Source organism: Cyclobacterium xiamenense, assembly GCF_009467825.1.
Taxonomy (GTDB): Bacteria; Bacteroidota; Bacteroidia; order Cytophagales; family Cyclobacteriaceae; genus Cyclobacterium; species Cyclobacterium xiamenense.
The window spans coordinates 15,444-36,256 of the sequence record NZ_WIOK01000024.1; the positions used below are offsets into that span (position 1 = coordinate 15,444).

The following is a 20,813-nucleotide window of genomic DNA, read 5'->3' on the forward strand; positions in this document are numbered from 1 at the left end:
TTTTTGGTTTACTTCTACAAGGGGAGTTCCCTTAGGCGTGTTTTTGGTCTGCAAACGTTTGATACGCAGCCAAAAAAGCAATCAGATGCTTCGTGAGTCCGTTCCAGTCCTTTGATCGCAAAAATTCCTTGGGAACCAGCGCACTTCCTACGCCCACCGCCCGGGCACCGGCCTCAAAATACGCAGCAACATTGTGTTGATCAATACCGCCGGTCGGCATCAGCGCGATTTCATTTAGCGGAGCCAGTACGTCCCGTATGTAGCCAGGCCCCATCTGAGCCGAAGGAAAGACCTTGACCATTGTCGCTCCCATTTGCCAGGCCTTGTATATCTCCGTAGGGGTAAAGGCACCCGGGAATACCGGTATTTTCTGAGCGACACAATAGTTGATCACATCGATGTCCGAAATGGGCGTGACGATGAATTCTGCTCCGGCATCCAGGGCCTCGTGCATGGCGTTCAGGGTGCATACTGTTCCTGCTCCAATGTTAAGGACCTCCCCAAATTCCGCGACCAGCCGCCCGATATCGGTTTTGGCGTTGTCGGAATTTAGCGTGATTTCCATGGTCGATAGCCCTGCTTTTTGGAAACACGCAGCTACCCGCAACAAATCGTCGCTTTCCAGATTTCTAAAAATAGATACGATGGGAGCGCTTTCAAAAGCTTCCCAGGAAAATGCTCTTTTCATGATTAATGGTATCATTTACTATTTCGAACTGCCCGTAAACCACCGACTGGCGTACCTCCTGTGGTGAAAGGACTTCAGCTTTTACATCTAAAATTTCCATCGCCTTGGCGTACCAGAAATGGAGTGCTCCCTCTGCGCAAAGGTAGACGGCACTACCTGCATCTGTTCCTAAATTACAAACTTCGTTTCCAATCAGCAATCCGCTTAGAAAATGAAAATTATCATTCCGCGTCAATTTTCCAAACAGATCGTTTGTTCGCACCTGAAATAAGTTCCCTAGTAGGTTATTTCTCGCCCCGATTCGCACGCCGCTTTCAAACGCCCGCTCCGATTCCGGTGTAATTTCTTCCCCTTCCAATACACTTTTTGAAAGGATACTGGACCGGGACATCAACCGAAAAACTTCGCCTGTCATGTAGGTTTGGAAATCAGTTATCAGGAAATCCTTGATCATAATATGCTTGGAATGCGTACCCGGAAACACAAATACGCCCGCTCCGCTGAAATCCGCTCGCTGTAGAATGATTCCGATCAGCTGAGTCTCTTCTCCGCGCATTACATCGGAATCACTTTTTACCCCGGAAAGCAAGAAAAGTGGATGATCCATTTCCTCCGACGGTCCATAAAAATGGATGTTCATCTTACTACCATTCGTTGGGAAGGGAAGCTCCGCGTAGGCCAATTCATCAATACCGATGCTAGAGGAGGCCATACCGGAACAGATGATCATGGTTTCGGCCAGATGCACTTGGAGTTTGCGTTCAAGTGAGCGCACTGCCTCTTTTACTAACTTTCGAAAAAAAACGCTTCGGGCAAGTTCTTCCCCTGCCTCCAGGTAGCTGCGGTTGGCCAATTGTACGCCCATTTCCGAAACGAATTCCCCAATGATCCGCATGTCTTCCACCCGGACCAATCGAAGTCTGAAAGAACTGGTTCCCCAGTCACAACTTAAAAACTGAATCATACCAACCGTAGGTTATTGGGTGTACCTGGGCCATTTTTTTGAGGGAATCTACTCGTGCATGTTCCATTTAGGAAATCCCTACAGTTAAAACAAGGAAGGGCTGCCTCCCACGTTATCTGCAAGAAAGACCTTTTCAGCCTTCGCTTTATCGAATTAGTCCATAGATCCCCCTAAATTTGGTAAGCAAACTGATACCACCAAAAATAAACCGGTTGCTGAAATTAAGGAAATCAAAATTAATTTCAGAAAAAAAAAAGAAAAAATACACGGGTTGTACCGTTTTCCACGAATTACGTACTAAACGCGCTTCGTTTATTTCTAAAACGCTGCATAAAAAAGAAACCCTCCTGGACCTTTGGTGGTTTTGTTTTTGGCTGTTTCCTAGGTTGCCCGCAGCCCAACTTCTCTTCCCATATACGGATCCGAAAAACTGTGTTTTCCAAATTCAAGACGTCCGCAAAACCGGCGGGAAAAGTGAAGACTACCTACCATCCAAACAGAAAAATCGTACCAGCCATGGCTGGAATCGGTGGGTATTCGTATCGGTTCTTTTTTGCCCGCATGCAGCACGATGGTTTTTTTACCCAGGCCATACGCATTGTCCTTCACCTCAAGCGTAACACTTCTTTCCATCTGATTTTCCACATCTAGCTGAAATACGCCGGTTCCGCCACGGGTATCCTTTTGCAGGTAAGAAGCGTGCGTCTTCAAACCACTCGATTTTTTACTTCCACTAATCGATCGAAAAAACCCATTGGGGCCATAGATCAGCAATTCGTAGTTCCCTCCCACAAAGTTGTTCAGCGGCCAATCGAAGTACAATTCATCCCCAGCATTTACGGCAAAAGACCAAGTCCGGCAGGATTCCGACTCTCCTGATTCTTCCGAACGGTATGCTCCCGGGGCATAGACAAGAAATGGTGCGGCAAGCGCCTTTTTCCCAAACTGCCGGTCCGAAGCCTTGAATTTGACGCGAAGACTAGTGCCCGGTTTATCCAAATTTCCCTCAACGTAAAGTTCGTAAGGCAGGGCATTTGACGGCTTGATTCCAGGTTCCTGGGCAGGAATCCAGGGAGACCTTCCTGGATCATTGTTCGCCTGCGCAATTTCATTCTCATCAAGTGCTTTGAAATTATTCGGTAGCTCTTTGAATTCGGCGCTATGAATGGTTTTTACGTGTCCCTCGAAATCTACAAAATCCGGTAGCGGAATTTGCTCTCCATTGTACGGCCTGAAAACCGAGGTCAAATCTCCGCAAACGGCCCGTCTCCACGTACTTATCGTATCCTCGCGGATGGTTTGTCCGGTTTTATGCGAGAGAAATTTCTCAAGAAAAAGTATGGTGGAGGAGATGTCGCAGACCTGAGAATTAACCCATCCCCCCCTACTCCAGGGCGAAGCAACGATTAGCGGCACGCGATAGCCCAGACCAACGGGACTTTCCCGGGCATTCTCTGGCTTCATTCCCGGATAGGTTAGCTCCTGCTCCAAGGTCACAAACTCGGTACGTGCATCCAGGCCTTCCGAAACGATACCGGTAGCCGGGTCCCCGGGCTTGGGCGGTACAAATGGGGGAACGTGGTCAAAATACCCGTCGTTTTCGTCGTAGTTGAGAATAAAAATCGTCTTTTTCCACACCTCTGGATTCTTGGTCAAAATCTCCAGGGCTTCCGACACGTACCAGGCGCCGTACCAGGGGGCACTGGGATGGTCTGAGAATTTCTGTGGAGCCACCAGCCAGGATACGGCCGGTAGCTTGCCGGCATCCACATCCTTTCGGAATTGATAAAAAATATCGCCTTTGGGGATTTTTGTGGAACGTTTTTCGGTGCCATCCAGGTATTCCAGGGTTTCGGTACGGTGGTAATTCGGGTCTCCTTGATTTACTGTAAACGCCCGCCGATGCAGCTCTTTTTCTTTCTCGCTTAACCCGGCAAATGTATCCGGATTGTACCTGGATAGGGTATCTTCGACAACTTCCAACGCCTTTCGCTTTGCCTTCATTTCATTTGAAATGGTCGCTTTTTTAGCCGCATCAGCAGCCGCATGTTCCCTCTCAAGCCCGGCTATTTCCTGCGGAAGATTTTTTTGCTGATGCAACAAAAACGCATAATGGCCAGGCGTAAACCGGACGCCAAATTGCGTGAACCATTCCAGGTTGTTATCGGTAAAATTAGCCAGCGAGGATTCATCCTCCCCTTCCAAGAGGGTGTTGACACTTACCTCATTTTGGTAAATCCGCCAATCCACCCCGTGCTCCTGAAGGCGATCAGGGAAGGTTTTCCAGCTCACTTCTTTTCCGTACGTATGTTCACCGTTACGCACCAAGGGTTTTTCTCCGGGATTTCCGACGGACTTTCCCGCCCATAGGTAATTTCTATTGGTAGTGGTGCCGGTAAGCGAGGCACAAAAGTGTTGGTCACAAACGGTAAATGCGTCCGCAAACGCATAGTAAAAGGGGATGTCTTCCCGGTCATAATACCCCATGGTCATGGGCACATGCGCAAATTCCTTTCTACCGGGACGCTTGGCTTCGATCCAGCCATCGTATTTACCCTGGTTTCGGGCATCTACCTGATCTTCCCAGGAGTGAGGAATCGCGCTCATCCAGGTGGCCTTCGTGTCTTTGATATTCAAACGAAAGGGTGCAAATGTCTGACCTTTGGCATCTCGCTGCAACCAAACCAAATCTTTGTTGGGAAGCCGGATGGCACGGGGATCGTTAAAGCCACGCACCCCCTTTAATTTTCCAAAACAGTGGTCAAAAGAGCGATTTTCCTGCATCAAGATGACCACGTGTTCGGCATCCAGAAAAGTGGTACCGGGGTCTGGATTAATGGCCATGGCTTTATGAATGGAGGATGGAAGGGCGCCCCATAGGCCCAATCCACCGGAAAAAAGTGCTGCTTTTTTTAAAAACTCCCTTCTGTTTTCATTCATGATTTAATACGTTTGACGAATCAATTGTACATACCCGGATGCGCAATACCGTGCGGCACTAGCGGCGACTGTTTTTCAATCGTCGGCCCCTTGCACGCCCGATTGCAGCTTTTCCGGAAACGCTATGGGTACAAAAAGCCAGGTGGGTACTGACTTTCCCCACCCGGCCGGGTTCTATTTATTCCACGTCCCACCAAACTCGGGTAGTAATGCGATCCTCACCTTGCACGCTTACGGCTTGCTGGTAATTTTCCCGATTAAGCGCTTGTACTCCCGTGGGATACATAAACCGAACGGGAACCGTCTCAATATAGGCTGCCGGCCCCGGTTGAATGGCGGGAATCCCGGTTCTTCTCCAATCGAACCATCCTTCCAGCCCGTTGAAGAACAGCGCCAACCATTTCTGGGTGCCGATCTTTTCCAGCTTTTCCTGCTGGCTACCGGTATAGGTCACTGCGGCTTGGGAAAAATAGTCTGCCTCCGGCTGCACGGCATCTGCCAACTCGTTTAAGTTGGCAATTCGCAACCGCTCTTCGTAATAATCAAAGGATGCTTTGATGCCATTATCGTAATAAGTACTTGCATCGCCGACGGAAATATACCCTTTTTCCCTGGCTTCAGCCAAGAGGAACTGCAGTTCTGAATACCCCATCAACATGGTTTGAAAGCCAATTGGCGAAGCGTATTCCGAACAGACCAGGCAGGAAAACAACAAGCCTACGCGGGAAATGAAATTCGAACCTCCCCTGTTGGGATCCCCAGTTGGAGAATATTCGAGTGCGTCCTCGTCCGCAAGGCCATTCGGAACCCCCGCGTAATCCTCCGGATTGCCAATGATTCCTGCACCACTCGCGTTGGTGGGCTGAAAATAGGCGAAAAGACGCGGATCGCCCAGGTCTTTCAAATAGCCTTCAACGGTGGTACTGAGCCGGTACTCGTCGAACGAGCCCGAACGGGTCGTATACAGGTAGTGCTGGTTGGGCACATCGGGCAAATACTGAAGGGCGGCATTGTCTTCGTTTCCTTCAAATATGGGAAATTGTTGCGGATTTGACACAATCGCCTGCATGGCTGCTGAGGGATCGTTCCGGCCCGAAAGCCGCATCAATGCCCGTAAACGCAGGGAATTTGCCAGCTTTTTCCATTTCATGATATCGCCTTGAAAAAGAATGTCCCCATTCAGTGCCTCGCCGGAGGTTCCCAGCAGCTGATTAGCCTGCTCCAAATCACTCAGTATGCCCTGATAAATCACTTCCTGCCGGTCAAATTTCGGATAGTTGATTCCCTCCTTTGCGCCGGTGGCCTCTGTATAGGGAAGATCTCCGTACGCATCGGTCATAAAGGCATACATGAGGGATTTCATAACCAATGCGACGCCGACGTAATTGTTTTCCCCTTGATCGGTGGACTGCAGTACCACGTTATTCACGTCTCGAAGGGTATTGTAAAACACGCTGTAGGGATTTCCCTCCGGTCCCCAGTTGTACCGATCTTCATTGGTAAACTGAATTTTCGCCGTGTATTGCATGACCACGTTGCCAATTCCCCATCCCTTGCCGATGATCTCATTGGACGCGTTGCGAATGATGTTCGGTAATAGCAGGGAGGAGCCAACCATTTCCGGGCTATTGGGATTTCGATTGACTTCTTCAAAATCTTTGTCACAACCCGTTAGCAGTCCTAGCAGCAGGAGCAGAAACCAGGCACTTAAAGTATTTATTCGTATTGCTTTCATGATCTGTTTGCGTTTGGAAATTAAAACTTAAGGTTGAGGTTAAACCCGATGCTCCTGGAAGAAGGAAATGCCATATCTTCTACGCCCGGGATAAGGGTACCTCCGCTCATGGACATCGTTTCCGGGTCGAAATGTGGATTCTCCGTCCATAAAGCCAGGTTTCTGGCCACCAGGGATAGCCGGGCTTCCTGGAAGGGCAACTTACCCATGGATGTTCCGGGAATGGTATACCCAAGCGTTACCTCGCGAAGCTTTACAAAGGAGGCATCGTATTTTGCGGCTTCCACGTTGCTTCGCTCGTAGTAGCGGTTGTGCCAGTCTCTGGAACTAATTTTTCGGTCATTGGGAACAAAACTTCCATCGGCATTCCGAATCACACCCGGGCTAATGATCCCGTTGCCATCCATGGATAAGTCGTACCCATTTTCACGGCCTAGGAGCGTTTCTTCCAATTGCCCAGCGGTACTTCCGATGGTTTTGGTTCGGGAAACGACGATGCCACCGTACCGAATGTCAAAAAGGAAACCAAAGGTAAATTTCTTGTAGTTAAAACTATTCTGAATACCGAGCATCCAATCCGGGTTGTAGTTCCCCTGTAGCACGAGTTCGGGCGATGTCAACGGGGTACCGGAGGTATTGTGAATGATTTGTCCAAAATACGGGCTGTTCGCATTATCCACCCGGGCAAATCCCCTTCCGTAGATATTTCCCATTCGCTCGCCGATTCGGGCCTGAATGGTGGCTCCATTTCTTCCCACCATCGAATAGGAATCCAGCTCATCAGTCAACTCCAGAACTTTGCTTCGGTTTCGGGTGAAGTTTGCCATGATGTTCCAATTCAAGCCGTTCACATTTTGCAAGGGACTACCTGAAAGTACGAGTTCGATGCCATTGTTTTGGATTTCACCGGCATTGATGATCCGGCTGGCATAACCCGTGGAAATGTCGAGTTCGATCGGAATAATCTGGTTTCGCGTACGGTTGTCGTAATAGGTGAAATCCAGCCCCAACCTTCCCTTCAACAGGCGGATATCTGTTCCAAACTCCACCGACCCGGTTCGTTCCGGTTTCAGTTCGGCATTTGCCAGCCTATTGGACTCAGTTTTGCTCTGTATGGAACCCCATGCGACTGCCGGGTTAAATACGTTGGTCAGGCTATACGGATTGGTATCGTTTCCAACTTCCGCGTAGGCAGCCCGAATCTTGAAGAAAGAAACGAAATCCGGTAGGGTAACCATGTCTGAGATTACGCCACTCATGGTAGCTGAGGGGTAAAAATAACTGTTGTTCGACACCGGCAAGGTACTGGACCAGTCGTTTCTTCCCGTGATGTCGAGAAAAAGGATGTTTTTGTATCCGATTTGGCCGAAGCCGTACAGGGAATTGATGCGTTTTTCAGAGACCATGTGGTCTACCTGAAGGTTCACCGCAGTATTGGTGAAATTGTAAATTTCCGGAATCAACAATTGGGGTGCCATGGTTCGGGTAAACCGATTTTCCTGGATCATTTGGTTTCCTCCCAAAGAGACCGTATAGGACCAATTCGGCTTTTCCGTCTCGGAATAACTCAGCAGGAAATCGGTATTACGTTCGTTAAAGAATACGGCATCTTCCCTATAGCTCCCAAAGGGAAAGCGCTGGGTACTAAAGGCCCGCTTCCGGTCGCGAAGGTCGTTGTACAGGTCCAGCCCTGTCCGTACCATGAGGTTCAGCTTGTCGGTAAATTTATAATTCACCACCACGTTTCCGAAAATCCGGTCCTTGGATTGTCCGTTGGTATTCTCGTATACGTTAAAGTAGGGATTGTCGTGGTAATTGTAATTGTAGTTAAATTGCTGTCTGCCTTCCAAGCCCGGCATCCAGTAATCCCGTAGATTTTGGGTATTGATTTGACGCCCGTACCAAATCCATAGGTACATCAGACTTTCGGTACCGTAACTAATGCTGGGTCTGTTCCCACTTTCGGAATTTTGGTAGTTGATCGCAGTGGTAATGGAAAGCCGATCCGTGATTTGACTCATGCCATTAAACGCCAGGGTATTTCGCTTTAGGTCGGTGTTTGGAATCGTTCCCTTTTGGTCCAGATTGGTCCAGGAAAAGCGGAAATTTGATCGCTCATTTCCAGAAGCAATGGAAATATTATTGGAAAGGGTCAACCCCGTCTGGAAAAAATCATTGATATTATTGGGTTGGGACACCCAGGGCGTTGGCGTGATGGTGCTACCCGCCGGAGCATTCAGGTCTCCTCCCCTGAATCCGGCAACATCCCGCGGTGAGTCAAATTGAGGAATCAGGGTTCCCTGGTCCATAAGCGGGCCCCAACTCTCGTCCACACCATCGGCAATACCGGCACCGGCACCATTTACGAAGGTAAACAAGCCATTGTTACCTTGTCCATACTTATCCTGCCAATCAGGCAGCCGCAAGGGCGTATCGAAGGTGGTATTCGAGTTGATGCTGACGCCCAATCCGCGTTTATTTTTACCGGATTTGGTGGTGATCAAAATCGCACCGTTTGCCGCACGGGAACCATACAAAGCGGCCGCTGCCGGACCCTTCAAAATACTCATCGAGGCGATGTCGTCGGGGTTGATTTCGCCTGCCGGATTGCCGTAATCCACTTCCTGGTTACCGGACCCGGAGGATCCCACGATATTATTGCTGATGGGAACCCCATCTACCACGAATAGGGGTTGATTTGCATTGATATTCAGCGAGGATTCACCCCGAATGGTTACCCGTGAAGAGCCCCCCACGCCACTGGAAGAGTTGGTAATCTGTACACCCGCAACCCGGCCACTGAGCGAATTGATCACGTTTGTTTCCCTTGCTTCGGTAAAGCGGTCGCCATCAACTGCCTGCACCGAATACCCCAGCGCTTTTGTTTCGCGCTCCACGCCCAGTGCCGTCACCACTACCTCGTTGAGCTCCTCCGAGGAGTACTCCATCACGACATTTAGTAGGGATTGGTTTCCAACGACTATCTCCTGAGACTGAAAGCCGATGTAGGAGAAGACCAAAATCGCCTCATCGGAAGGCACTTCCAATTCAAAATTTCCGTCCAGGTCGGTAACGGTACCCCTCGTGGTTCCTTTTATCAGTACCGAGGCCCCCAAAACCGGCTCCGAATCGGAGCTTTCGGTAACCTGTCCCCGAACCGTTCGGGTTTGCGCCAAAAGCATGTTGGCATTACCCAGGAGTACTACCAGAGTCAGTATTCCCAGTCCGTAGAAAGGACCGAAAAAACGACTCCTTACGTAAAGTAGTGATTTTTTCATAATGAATGAACTGTTAGTTTGGTGTGGAATAAAAAAAGGGGCAGGTTTTACCCCCGACATTACATGTAGGTTCAATAGGGCAATGCATGACACACTAGTGCTGCTTTGCAAAACGCTACCCGGGGATCCGGTCTTCCCTGGAAAACGCCGCGAAACAAACTATCTAAATTAATTATTATAAATATAAATATATTTTATATGCGATGCATGCCTCTCGACAAAATTGATGAGGAAAATGTTTCGAGAAAAAAAAATCCGTTTACCATATTATAAATAAACCGAAGAAAGCTTAACGATTCTTTAAAACAATTCTCCATGAAATGGACAACTTCTCCCTAACCCTTTAGATGATAGGCCTTTGGCTGGGTAAAGGCACGAATACCGAGGTACGATAGCGTTACACCTAGCCCTGAATTCTTTCGCCCGGTCCATGGCAGGTTTGGACTGACCCGGTCGCAGTAATTCCAGTAGGCGGTACCGGTCGGCAATTGCTCCAGGACCTGAACAGCACGGGATTCGCTGTCCGAAAAAACCGCTGCCGTCAACCCATAGCTCGTATCCTTCATGAGGGCTACGGCTTCTTCATCGTTCCGAACGGATTGAATCCCGATGATCGGGCCAAAAGACTCCTCACGCATGACTTTCATTTGATGCGATACCTGCGTCAGGACGGTAGGTTCCCAAAAGTATCCCCCCGTCTCGCGTTGCCTACCGCCGGTATGCAGTACGGCTCCTTTCTCAAGCGCATCTTTAACCTGATCCCGCAACACCTCCATTTGCTCCTTTCGGGTGACCGGTCCGATAAACGTTCCTTCCACAAGCGGATCGCCCATTGCATACCCCTGTACTTCAGCTACAAAGGCCTTGACAAATGCATCGTGCACGTTTTCGTGAACGTAGATTCGCTCTACCGCGCAGCAACTTTGGCCGTTGTTGTAAAACGCTCCTTCCGCGGCATTGATTGCAGCCTGCCTAATATCCTTCACATCGTCCATAACGTAGAGCGGATCCTTTCCTCCCAGTTCGAGCTGTACCGGCACCATTTTGGCCGCTACCTTTTGGGCGATGTATTTTCCTGTCTGATAGGATCCGGTAAAAAAATAGCCATCCAAATCCGCATCCAAGAGCATTTCTCCCACGGCCGCTCCCCCGATAAAGCAGTCGAATACATTAGCAGGTACTCCGGCTTTGATCAACAACTCCCGGATTTTAAGTCCGGTCAAACTGGCGTATTCGGAAGGCTTATAGGCGACTGCATTCCCTGCAAGCAGGGCATACAAAAAGACATTGTATCCTACGTTGTAAGGAAAATTCCAGGCAGATATGTTGGCTATCACCCCCAACGGTTCGTGAACGATTTCCTCTCGGACCGCGCCCGCTGTCACGACCCGTTCCCGGGCCAGCCAGGTGGCAGCATTTGCCTGTATGTGTTCGATGCGATTGTGGGCCCCGAGAATTTCGTTACGGGCTTGTTCCAATGGCTTTCCGGTTTCGGAGGTAAGCACCAGCGCCAGGGTTTCGATTTCCTGCTTTACCAGTGTTCCGAATTGGATGATGATTGCTATTCGCTCCTCCAGGGTACGATGGGCCCAATCGGGTTGCCCCTTTTTTAGCCGTTCAATTTTGGCCGCCACTTGACTGGGCGTGTCGGGAGGTAGGGACTGAATGAGCGTCTCGTTTGCTGGATTTATAATGTCCATGTACTTAGCTGTTTTTGATGGTTTCGATAAAATAGTAATACAGGCGGAGGGGATCTAGATGCGGAGCCGTTTTTCCCACCGAAAATTCCGGATGCCATTGCACGCCGATTACCAACTGTCCGTGAAGATCGTTCGCCTGAATGGCTTCGGTCATGCCATCTTCCCGACATCTCGCCAATACTTCCAACCCCTTCCCAAGATCTTTTATTCCTTGGTGATGCACCGAATTAACGGTATCTCGTTCCTTTTCCGGATAAATCTGTTGCAATGTTTTTCCAGGCACCAGGTCAATTTTATGTGTTAGCTGATCGTAGCGCTCGGCATCCCGGTGAAGGATGGCTTCCGGTACCTGATGGGCGATGTCCTGATAAAGGGTTCCTCCAAAATACACGTTAATCAACTGCAAGCCCCTACATATTCCCAGCACGGGTTTTCGATGCCGGATTGCGTAATCCATAATTCCCAATTCATAAGCATCCCTATAGGGGTCGCCCAACCACTTTCCTGAAATTATGGGGGTTTCTCCATAACTTTTTGGTGCCAGGTCCGTGCCTCCCTGAAACACAAATCCATCCAATTCCCTCAGCAGGTTCTCCAACCGCTCGACGGGCAAATTGGGAATCAGTACCGGTAAGATTCCTGCTTGAGAAAGGTAAGAAAACATATCGCATTCCACATAAGCCAGGTTTTTTGGTCCGAATACCAGGCGGGAAGGATCGGCATACATAAAACAGGCACTGATACCAATTTTGAGCATGGCCTATAACGCGTTTACGTACATGGTTTCAAAATCCTTTTCCGTGACCGGTTTGGGATTATTGGGGTGGCAAAAATCGGCCAGTGCCAGGGCTGACAACGTTGGAATATGTGACTCGAGAACTCCTATAGCCGACAGCCGTGTTGGAAGCCCTAATTTGGTATTCAAATCGTTGATGTAGGTTGGGAGAAACGCCCCTTCTCCCTTGGCAAACCCAAGCATCAGCGCCATTTGATCAAACTTTTCCTCGCACCCGGGGTAGTTAAAGGCCAACCCCTGCGGCAAATTGATCGCATTTGCCAGTCCATGGTGGGTATCCAAAAGGCTGGAAAGCGGATGGGCCAGACTGTGCACGACTCCCAGACCTTTTTGGAAGGCCACGGCCCCCATCATCGAAGCCATAAGCATGTCGCTACGGGATGCCAGGTCCGGGGCATGGGTAGCTTTTTCCAGTGACTTTCCGATCAGCTGAATGGCTTCCAGGGCAATTCCGCTGCACATGGGATGCCAGTTTTTGGATAAATATGCCTCAATATTGTGGGTAAGCGCGTCCATTCCCGTTGCGGCTGTGACAAAAGCGGGCAGTTCCATGGTCAATTCCGGATCGGCAAAAACCATCTTTGCCAAAAGTGAGGGGGCAAAAAGTATCCGCTTCTTCTTACTTTCGTCCTCGGAAATAATGGCACTTCGTCCGACTTCACTTCCGGTTCCGGCCGTCGTAGGAATCGTCACAAAATGGGGAATGGGTTCCGTTACGTATTTATCACCTCCGATCAAATCATCGTAGTCAAAGAGATCCCTTGGATGATGGATGCTCAACGCGATGGCGCGCGCAACGTCCAGACCCACGCCGCCCCCAATGCCAACAATTCCGTCTCGCTGGGTGGAGAGATAGGCTTCTTTGCCTTGTAGTACATCCGATTTTATGGGATTTTTATGCACCTCCGAAAAAATCTCCACGGAGATTCCCGCCTCCTGCAATTGAACACAGATCTTTTTAAAAAAATCCAGTTCACGTACCAACGGGTCGGTAACGAGAAGGGGCCGGCTGAGTCCCTGGCTTTTTAAATAGGCGCCCAATTCAGCGATTACACCGGCACCAAAGCGAATGGCGGTTGGAAAACTAAAACTATATTTTTGTTGGGTATTCATGCGGCAAGGTATGAGTCGTTTTTACGTATTTAAAGGTAACTAGATGATTTCAAAATATCTTTTTCGTTCCCAATCGGTCACTTTGGAAGCAAATTCTCTGCATTCCCATTCCCGGGTCTTGCAGAAATGCTGTACAAAATCGGAACCAAAAAGGGTCGCTGCCAGGTCCGAATTTTTCATGGCCGCTGTCGCTTCCTGAAGCGAGGTAGGAATGATTCCATTGGCGTAATCCTCGTATCCATTCCCCACCGTGGCTGGCTGTTCCAGTTCCAATTGATGTTCGATACCATAAAGACCAGCGGCCAGGCAGGCAGCCATGGCCAGGTACGGGTTTACATCCGAGCCAATTACGCGGGTTTCGAGCCGGTTAGAGGCTTTGCCGCCCGACAGCACACGTAGTGCCGTGGTCCGGTTGTCTCTGGCCCAGGTGAGTGTGGTCGGCGCCCAGGCCCCTTCTACCAATCGTTTGTAACTATTGATCGTGGGAGCAAACATGGGAAGCATGAATGGCAGGCAATGCAATTGACCGGCGATGTACTGCCGCATCAAAGGGCTCATGTTCCATGGATCTCCTGCATCGTAAAACAGGTTGGTATCCAATCCGGTATCCCACAAACTTTGGTGTACATGCCCGCCATTTCCCGGCAGGTCTTCCGTCCATTTGGCCATAAAGGTAGCCATCAATCCGTGTTTGTAGGCAATTTCTTTTACACTGGTTTTGAATAAAACCGCCCGGTCGGCCGCGGCGAGTAGTTCACCGTACTGAATGGCCGCTTCGTATACCCCTGGGCCTGTTTCTGTATGTAGTCCTTCCAGCGGGATCCCAAAGCGGTGGCAAAGATCAAAGAGATCGTTAAAGAAAGCACTTTTTAATGAAGCCCGGAGATGGGAATAACCAAACATGCCCGGGGTCATGGGCTTTGCGTCCGCCGGCTGGTTTCCGGCAAACCCATCGGGGCTTACCTCAAAATTAAACCACTCGAATTCCTGGGAAAAAAGCGGACTGAATCCCATATTCAGGGATTTTTGGCGGATGGTTCGCAGGAGGCTTCGAGGACAGACCAACGCTCCCCCATCGGTATCCCCGTGAAAATCGGCCAAAAAGAAAGGAAGATCATTTTCCCAGGGAATGTTTCGCTGGGTGGATAGATCAACACGCGCCTTAAAATCCGGGTATCCGGTATGCCAACCCGTAACGGACACGTTATCGTAGGATTTATCCTCCATATCCCATCCAAAGACCACCGCACAGAAACCCATTCCGCCTTCCAATAGGGAAGAAAACTTATCCAGGGACACCACTTTGCCTCGCAAGACACCGTCTATATCTACAATGGCTAATTTAACCTTGCCACAGGAACGTTCTTTTAGTGAACGAATAACTTCTTCATTGGTCAATTCCATAGCAGGTCAGGGTTTGTAGATGAATATTCTGAAAAGCAGGTACGATCCAATGAGCATCGCAAAAAACAAGAGTGCAAGCATCAGATTATACAGCGTCATTGCAATCAGGGAAATACTGGCGATAACCAGCGCCACCATGGGAAAGAGGGGATACATGGGCACTTTGAAAGGTCTTTCCAGCTCCGGTTCATTTTTACGCAGGTAAAAGAAGGCGATCATCGAAAGGATGTACAATCCCAGGGCACCGAAGACAGCAATGGTGATAATTTCGCCGGTTTTACCGGTTAGCAGGGCAATGATCCCTACAATCATATTGAACAGCAGGGCATTTCCTGGAGTTTTAAAGCGCTTATTTACCTTTCCGATCGCTTTGGGCGCATAGCCGACCCGTCCAAATTCGAAGGTGGTTCTACCGGCAGCGAGGATAATTCCGTTAAAGGAAGCCACCAGACCAAACAAGGCGATAAACGTCAATGCCTGGTAATACGGATGCCCCTGCCCCACTACCATTTCCATGGCAAGCGGCAGCGGCGAATCGGAAGCTACACCGGAATCATCCGGATACACAATGGCCTCCCAGCCTCCTACTCCCACGGCTGCAACAAAGGTCAACACACAAAGAATAACCAACGTCAATAAGGCAGAACCGAAGCCCCTAAGGATATTTTTTTGGGGATTAATGGTTTCTTCCGCCACATTCGCGACTCCTTCTATGGCAAGAAAAAACCAAATAGCAAAAGGAATGGCGGCGACAATGCCCATATAACCCTTGTGAAAGCCTTTTACAGAAAGGTTTGCCGCGTCAAATTCCGGCAAGGTCACGCCCGCAAAGAAAAGCAATCCCAAAACCGCCACAATCGTGATAAACAATTCAAAGGTAGCGGCGATTTGGAGTCCTACCACATTCAGCAAAGTAAAAATGAGATAGGCCCCAATACCGATCCAAATTATGTCCCATTCCGGAAAAAATATACCAAAATAAGCCCCAATAGCCGAAGCAATGGCTGGGGGAGCGAAAATAAACTCGATGTTCTGTGACATTCCTGCCAAAAAACCCAGGTGTTTTCCCAGGCCTCTCTCGGCGTAGGAAAACGCCCCCCCTGCACGCGGGATGGCGCAGGCCATTTCTGTATAACTAAAGGTAAAAGTTACATACATGAGAATGACAAAAAATACCGCAATGGCGGCCCCCCATGTTCCCCCTTCCGCCAGTCCCAGGTTCCAGCCAAAATAATTGCCGGAAATCACATAACCTACTCCCAGGCCCCAAAGCATGAAGGGACCCAAGGTCTTTTTAAGTTGGTTTTCGTTGTCAGTGGTTGATTGATTCATGTGTTTCTTACTTGATTAGCGGGTAAACAGACCATCACAAGGCACCATTCATTTCTCGCAAATTTGGGTGGGGCCTCCCAGGGAAAATTTTATAAAATGGCCGCATTAAAATTAAAAATTAATTCGGAATAAAAGACAGCTTCCCTCAATTTTTGAAATAGATCGGACCAACTCTTTAAATCTCTTATGGACGGGAGGCTGATGTTGGACGGACGGAATCCAAAGGTCATGCGGCATGCATCCAATTCGTAAGCCCATCTATTTGGATACCATCCGTCAATGCAGCGGCAGATGCCAACCGGATTACGTTGAACAAAGGTTTTCAGGTAAACCGGAACCTTTTTGGTAAAAGCGGCATTTAGTTTGGACTCACATGGCTCAGGGAATCGACGCCCCATTTGGTCTTTGCCTACTCCGAAGACCTGGCCAATGTGATGCGAAAACCTATCAAACACGAAAAAAACGCAGAACCATGCATGTAGCCGTTTCAGGAAACATTGGAAGTGGAAAAACAACACTTGCAGAAAAACTTGCCGGACACTATGGCTGGACTGCCGAATTCGAATCGGTGGAAGAAAATCCCTATTTGGTCGATTTTTATGACAACATGCCAAAGTGGGCGTTTCATCTGCAAGTCCATTTTTTACACAGCCGGTTTAATCAAGTGCGGCGAATTCAGCAAAGTAAGGTGTCAACCATACAAGACCGGACCATTTACGAAGATGCGCGTATCTTCGCTGCTAACCTTCACGCTTCGGAGCTGCTTTCCAACCGGGATTACAGAAACTACCTGGAGTTGTACCACTCCATGGAGAACTACATCAGCCCACCGGACCTGTTGATCTATCTAAAAGCAGATATTCCAAAATTGGTGGGCCAGATCGAAAAAAGAGGTAGAAACTATGAAAAAACCATTCAGATTTCCTACCTGAAAAACCTGAACGAGCATTACGAGAACTGGATTCGTACTTACGATCAGGGGAAGCTTCTGGTAATTGATGTCAACGACATGAATTTTGTCGATAACCGGGAGGATTTTTCGGAAATAGTGGCCCGAATCGATCGGGAATTATTTGGTTTATTTCCGTAATTAGCCCATTTTCCGTAGCAACCAGGCGCCAATAGCGCGCATTACCGAATCATCTGGACGTAAAAGCAACTTGTCGATCCGTTGTAGTCTACCCCCAATCATCAGGTTTTCGTAGGCCGGTATCCGGTGCAGTCGGTATCCCTCCAACCTGGAAATAAGATCGTATTGCAAATCATTGTAAGCGTTCAATTTCCATCCAGGTGCACCTGTGCCGCTCAGTTCTCCCGGCACATCGGCAGGCCCAAAACAGGATCGAGCCAACGGAGGGCCGGACCATACGCGCTCATGTAATCCGGAGAGCAGGCATTCGCGTTCATGCGTGCGGCACATGCGCAGGTAAGCAGCATGCCAGGGATAATTGAACACCCGGTATAGTGCTGACTTTAAGGTGACCAGTCGGTATCGGTTAAAATGATTGGCATCGTCATAGACCAATAGGTGCTTGCCTACCTGTACGGGCACTTTCAGGTGATGAAGCAAGGGGTAATCGTCTTTTCCTTCCAATTCCCGATACGCGGCAGAGAGCAGCTCCTCACCTTTTCCGTTTAAAAGCGAGCGATGAACAGGTAAATTAACGTCGGATGTATACGCTACTTCGGAGGCTTCCAGCGATTCTAAAATTCGGGATACGATTAATTGATGCATTCCAGGATAGTTAAAAAAAGATTTTTAAGGCCATTTAAGGCTGATTTTTTTCGATCCGTTCTTTTAAATTACCCTTGGAACCCGGAAAGGTGGTTCTGGACGACATATCCCAGCCGATGATAACCATGGCTATCAGGAAAATAAGCCCAAAAATAAGAAAAATCCACTTGTTTTTATTCATTGGGTAGCGGCGATTGCAGGTTTTTTATAGGGTAAAAACTGCTAGCGTTCAAAATAGTTCCCCCCTACGGATAATTTCTTTACGGAAAGCGTTGTCCACGTCCCTAACCAAAGATCTTTGATCAAAACGAAGAATTTCCTGTGATTGTCAATAAAATTCTGTATCTTTTGTTAGAATGTTACATCTTTTAGGCTGTATTATTGCGTTATAGTTTGTGAGGTTTGATACCATCTACCAAATCCCAACCCATATTTACCACGACACTTTATGTACAAGCAGATCAAGCCAGACATGATCTTTCATTATTTTGATCAGGACATTGAACTGATCAATGAAATCCTGGAATTGGTCATGGATCTGAATATTCAGGATCTAAAGCAGCTAATGCCCCTTTACGACCTCGGAGAAATTGCAGCAATAAAACAGAAATTTCACAAATCAAAACCGGTATTTGGCTTTTTGGGAGCCTCTGGCGTCAATCAGCATATTGAAAAAATAGAAGAAGATATCCAAAACAAGTTTCCGATTCACCACAACGAGCTCCTTGTTTTGTTGGACGAACTAGAGACGGATTTACAAAACTTTTTGAAAAAAACGATGGATAAAAAAGATTTAGGTTAATTTTTTTACCCATCCATCCAATTATTGAGATGTTTTTAATAATTTGCTCTCAAAATTCACCCATGTAACCTTTTGAATCGACAAAGCCACTAATACATACTTCTTTTTCCATTTCATTGATTCAACCACTAACACATACCTATGAAAAATTACCTTAGCGCAGGGGCATCCTGGGTCCTGATAAGTATCCTAGCCCTTGTCATTTCCTGTCAACCAAAAGAAACAACTACCGGACTACTGGCGACCAATGCCATGGTAGTATCCGCCCACCCGTTGGCCTCCGAAGTAGGAAATGAAATTCTCAAACAAGGCGGTAATGCCGTAGATGCCGCCGTTGCGGTACACATGGCACTGGCTGTCGTGTACCCACAGGCTGGGAATATTGGCGGAGGCGGTTTCATGGTGGTACGGAAAGCGGACGGAAGCTACCATTCCCTGGACTACCGGGAAAAGGCACCCATGGCGGCGGAAAGGGACATGTACCTGGATGAAAACGGAGATGCATTGCCTGAAAAAAGTCAAAATGGGCACCTTGCTTCCGGTGTTCCCGGATCGGTAGACGGCATGGTGAAGGCCCATGAAAAACTGGGATCCATGGAGTGGGCCAAATTAATCGACCCGGCCATCAAACTTGCCGCAGAAGGCTTTCCCCTAACCGAAAACGAAGCATCCTATTACACCCGGGCTTCCGAAAACCTTAAAAAATATTCCTCGGTTGATCCCGTACATTTTACCGGAAAGGCATGGAAGGAAGGTGACGTATTTGTGCAGCCGCAATTGGCCACTACCCTTACACTCATTCGGGACCATGGAAGAGAAGGATTTTATGGGGGACCGGTGGCCGATTTTATTGTCGCCGAAATGGAACGAGGGGGAGGCATCATAAGCCATGAAGACCTGACAAATTACGAAAGCGCCTGGCGCACGCCACTGGTAGGCGCATACAAAGACGCGACGGTTATCACCATGGGCCCGCCAAGTAGCGGAGGGTTGATCCTTTTGCAAATGCTTGGTATTCTGGAAGACTATCCCATCTCCAACAAAAACACGGCCTATGCAGAATACCTCCACCTAAAAACCGAGATGGAACGGCGAATTTTTGCCGATAGAGCGGCCTACATGGGGGATGCTGACTTCTTCCCGGTACCTGTCTCCGGATTGTTGGATAAAGCCTACCTTTCCCAACGCTTCGAAGATTTTGACCCTGAATTAGCCACTCCCTCAGACCGGATCATGGAAGGAAACGTACTTACCATGAGTGAAGAAACCACCCATTTTTCGATTGTCGATTCGCAGGGAAATGCCGTATCCTGCACCACCACACTAAACGGCGGCATGGGCTCAAAAGTGCTGGTAGACGGGGCAGGTTTTATTTTGAATAACGAAATGGACGATTTTTCCATCAAACCAGGTTTTCCCAACATGTTTGGTGTACTGGGAGGTGAAGCCAATAAGATTGAGCCGGGCAAGCGGATGCTTAGTTCCATGACTCCGACGATTCTGGAAAAAAATGGCGAATTGTATATGGTCGTAGGAACTCCCGGAGGCTCAACCATCCCTACTTCCGTGTTTCAGGCAATAGTCAATGTTATGGACTTCGACATGAGCATGCAGGAGGCGGTCAACGAAAACCGATTCCATAGTCAATGGAAGCCGGATGTAATCGCCTACGAAAAAGAATTTGCCAACAACGAGATCCTCGAACTGCTGCAAGCAAAGGGACACGAACTCGTAGAAAGAGGGGGCATTGGCCGGGTAGACGCCATATTGGTACGCGAGGATGGGCAACTCGAAGGTGCTGCCGACCCCCGAGGAATGGATGCGGCATCGGGATACTAGCCTAACGATGGATTTTCCTTACCGGGTATGCGCCATTAAAAATGCGCATACCCGGTGGGTAAACGTGTTTTTTTGCTCCGTGCACTCTTTGCTGGAACCTTATTTTTGAAACCTTTGGTTGCTTGCAGGCTCCCGCCGGCGCTCGAATCCAGCTTCAGGCAATTCGGAACTGTCGCGAGTTTCGCAGAAAGGCAAGCCGGGTAGGGTTGCTCTTCAGATAAAAAAATGCTTCCTGAGCCGTTACGATACCAACTATCAATTTCTTTTGTCCTCAATCGATTATTCGTCTCCGAACTGACTGTATCCGAGGAAAAAAGTACCTGATTCCTACAAGCCGGCAGCCCAGCCTGTGCGAACAAATTCACCGTGGCCGACCACTCCAGGATTCCGCTCCTGCGTTTGCTTTTTTTGCTATTTCCAGCTGCTTTTTTCTTTGGTATTTTCCAACCTGTGCGGCTATAATTGGACCCAATTTGATAAATTATTT

The 20,813-nt window shown here is 48.6% G+C and carries 14 protein-coding genes; 3 read left to right on the plus strand and 11 right to left on the minus strand.

The window, feature by feature from the left end; all coding sequences use genetic code 11:
• Positions 1-31: 31 nt before the first annotated feature.
• From GCU44_RS16725 to eat, 10 genes are all read right to left on the minus strand, one after another.
• Positions 32-688 (minus strand): bifunctional 4-hydroxy-2-oxoglutarate aldolase/2-dehydro-3-deoxy-phosphogluconate aldolase, encoded by a 657-nt coding sequence (locus tag GCU44_RS16725; RefSeq protein ID WP_092169147.1) that lies wholly within the window; start codon positions 686-688, stop codon positions 32-34.
• A complete protein-coding gene (locus GCU44_RS16730; RefSeq protein ID WP_154857895.1) occupies positions 657-1,652 on the minus strand; it encodes a 2-dehydro-3-deoxygalactonokinase in 996 nt (331 codons plus the stop codon). Before GCU44_RS16730 ends, GCU44_RS16725 begins: the two co-directional genes overlap by 32 nt.
• A 381-nt stretch (positions 1,653-2,033) precedes the next feature.
• Positions 2,034-4,592 carry a phosphocholine-specific phospholipase C gene (locus GCU44_RS16735; protein WP_154857897.1) on the minus strand — a complete coding sequence of 853 codons (2,559 nt, stop codon included), beginning with the start codon at positions 4,590-4,592 and terminating at the stop codon, positions 2,034-2,036.
• A 178-nt stretch (positions 4,593-4,770) separates the two neighbouring features.
• Entirely contained in the window at positions 4,771-6,327 is a 1,557-nt protein-coding gene (locus GCU44_RS16740; protein ID WP_154857899.1) for a SusD/RagB family nutrient-binding outer membrane lipoprotein, read from the minus strand.
• A gap of 20 nt (positions 6,328-6,347) precedes the next feature.
• Positions 6,348-9,605 (minus strand): SusC/RagA family TonB-linked outer membrane protein, encoded by a 3,258-nt coding sequence (locus tag GCU44_RS16745; protein ID WP_154857901.1) that lies wholly within the window; start codon positions 9,603-9,605, stop codon positions 6,348-6,350.
• A gap of 335 nt (positions 9,606-9,940) precedes the next feature.
• Positions 9,941-11,305: an aldehyde dehydrogenase family protein gene (locus GCU44_RS16750; RefSeq protein WP_154857903.1), complete on the minus strand. Its 1,365-nt coding sequence runs from the start codon at positions 11,303-11,305 to the stop codon at positions 9,941-9,943.
• A 4-nt stretch (positions 11,306-11,309) separates the two neighbouring features.
• The gene (locus GCU44_RS16755; protein WP_154857905.1) at positions 11,310-12,062 is read right to left on the minus strand and encodes a gamma-glutamyl-gamma-aminobutyrate hydrolase family protein; all 753 of its coding nucleotides are present in this window, start codon (positions 12,060-12,062) and stop codon (positions 11,310-11,312) included.
• A gap of 3 nt (positions 12,063-12,065) precedes the next feature.
• Positions 12,066-13,214: an iron-containing alcohol dehydrogenase gene (locus GCU44_RS16760; RefSeq protein ID WP_154857907.1), complete on the minus strand. Its 1,149-nt coding sequence runs from the start codon at positions 13,212-13,214 to the stop codon at positions 12,066-12,068.
• 39 nt (positions 13,215-13,253) lie between these two features.
• The gene (locus tag GCU44_RS16765) at positions 13,254-14,612 is read right to left on the minus strand and encodes a glutamine synthetase family protein (RefSeq protein WP_154857969.1); all 1,359 of its coding nucleotides are present in this window, start codon (positions 14,610-14,612) and stop codon (positions 13,254-13,256) included.
• Between the two features lie 12 nt (positions 14,613-14,624).
• Positions 14,625-15,950: an ethanolamine permease gene (eat, locus tag GCU44_RS16770; RefSeq protein ID WP_154857909.1), complete on the minus strand. Its 1,326-nt coding sequence runs from the start codon at positions 15,948-15,950 to the stop codon at positions 14,625-14,627.
• Positions 15,951-16,422: 472 nt separating this feature from the next.
• On the opposite strand from eat, the gene GCU44_RS16775 reads away from it, so the two are divergent.
• A complete protein-coding gene (locus GCU44_RS16775) occupies positions 16,423-17,040 on the plus strand; it encodes a deoxynucleoside kinase (RefSeq protein ID WP_092169118.1) in 618 nt (205 codons plus the stop codon).
• Here the strand turns inward: GCU44_RS16775 and GCU44_RS16780 are convergent, their stop codons facing one another.
• Positions 17,041-17,685, minus strand: a complete 645-nt coding sequence (locus GCU44_RS16780; protein WP_154857910.1) for a DUF7255 family protein — start codon at positions 17,683-17,685, stop codon at positions 17,041-17,043.
• A 448-nt stretch (positions 17,686-18,133) separates the two neighbouring features.
• Here GCU44_RS16780 and GCU44_RS16785 point away from each other — a divergent pair, with 448 nt between their 5' ends.
• Both GCU44_RS16785 and ggt read left to right on the plus strand, forming a co-directional pair.
• Entirely contained in the window at positions 18,134-18,487 is a 354-nt protein-coding gene (locus GCU44_RS16785) for an Hpt domain-containing protein (protein WP_154857912.1), read from the plus strand.
• Between the two features lie 141 nt (positions 18,488-18,628).
• Positions 18,629-20,326 (plus strand): gamma-glutamyltransferase, encoded by a 1,698-nt coding sequence (gene ggt / locus GCU44_RS16790; RefSeq protein WP_206670854.1) that lies wholly within the window; start codon positions 18,629-18,631, stop codon positions 20,324-20,326.
• The last annotated feature ends 487 nt before the right edge of the window (positions 20,327-20,813 follow it).

What these genes read in the sequence shown, in the direction of transcription:
- GCU44_RS16725 (WP_092169147.1), bottom strand. Translation starts at nt 688, where the DNA reads ATGAAAAGAGCATTTTCCTGGGAAGCTTTTGAAAGCGCTCCCATCGTA.
- GCU44_RS16730 (WP_154857895.1), bottom strand. Translation starts at nt 1,652, where the DNA reads ATGATTCAGTTTTTAAGTTGTGACTGGGGAACCAGTTCTTTCAGACTT.
- GCU44_RS16735 (WP_154857897.1), bottom strand. Translation starts at nt 4,592, where the DNA reads ATGAATGAAAACAGAAGGGAGTTTTTAAAAAAAGCAGCACTTTTTTCC.
- GCU44_RS16740 (WP_154857899.1), bottom strand. Translation starts at nt 6,327, where the DNA reads ATGAAAGCAATACGAATAAATACTTTAAGTGCCTGGTTTCTGCTCCTG.
- GCU44_RS16745 (WP_154857901.1), bottom strand. Translation starts at nt 9,605, where the DNA reads ATGAAAAAATCACTACTTTACGTAAGGAGTCGTTTTTTCGGTCCTTTC.
- GCU44_RS16750 (WP_154857903.1), bottom strand. Translation starts at nt 11,305, where the DNA reads ATGGACATTATAAATCCAGCAAACGAGACGCTCATTCAGTCCCTACCT.
- GCU44_RS16755 (WP_154857905.1), bottom strand. Translation starts at nt 12,062, where the DNA reads ATGCTCAAAATTGGTATCAGTGCCTGTTTTATGTATGCCGATCCTTCC.
- GCU44_RS16760 (WP_154857907.1), bottom strand. Translation starts at nt 13,214, where the DNA reads ATGAATACCCAACAAAAATATAGTTTTAGTTTTCCAACCGCCATTCGC.
- eat (WP_154857909.1), bottom strand. Translation starts at nt 15,950, where the DNA reads ATGAATCAATCAACCACTGACAACGAAAACCAACTTAAAAAGACCTTG.
- GCU44_RS16775 (WP_092169118.1), top strand. Translation starts at nt 16,423, where the DNA reads ATGCATGTAGCCGTTTCAGGAAACATTGGAAGTGGAAAAACAACACTT.
- GCU44_RS16780 (WP_154857910.1), bottom strand. Translation starts at nt 17,685, where the DNA reads ATGCATCAATTAATCGTATCCCGAATTTTAGAATCGCTGGAAGCCTCC.
- GCU44_RS16785 (WP_154857912.1), top strand. Translation starts at nt 18,134, where the DNA reads ATGTACAAGCAGATCAAGCCAGACATGATCTTTCATTATTTTGATCAG.
- ggt (WP_206670854.1), top strand. Translation starts at nt 18,629, where the DNA reads ATGAAAAATTACCTTAGCGCAGGGGCATCCTGGGTCCTGATAAGTATC.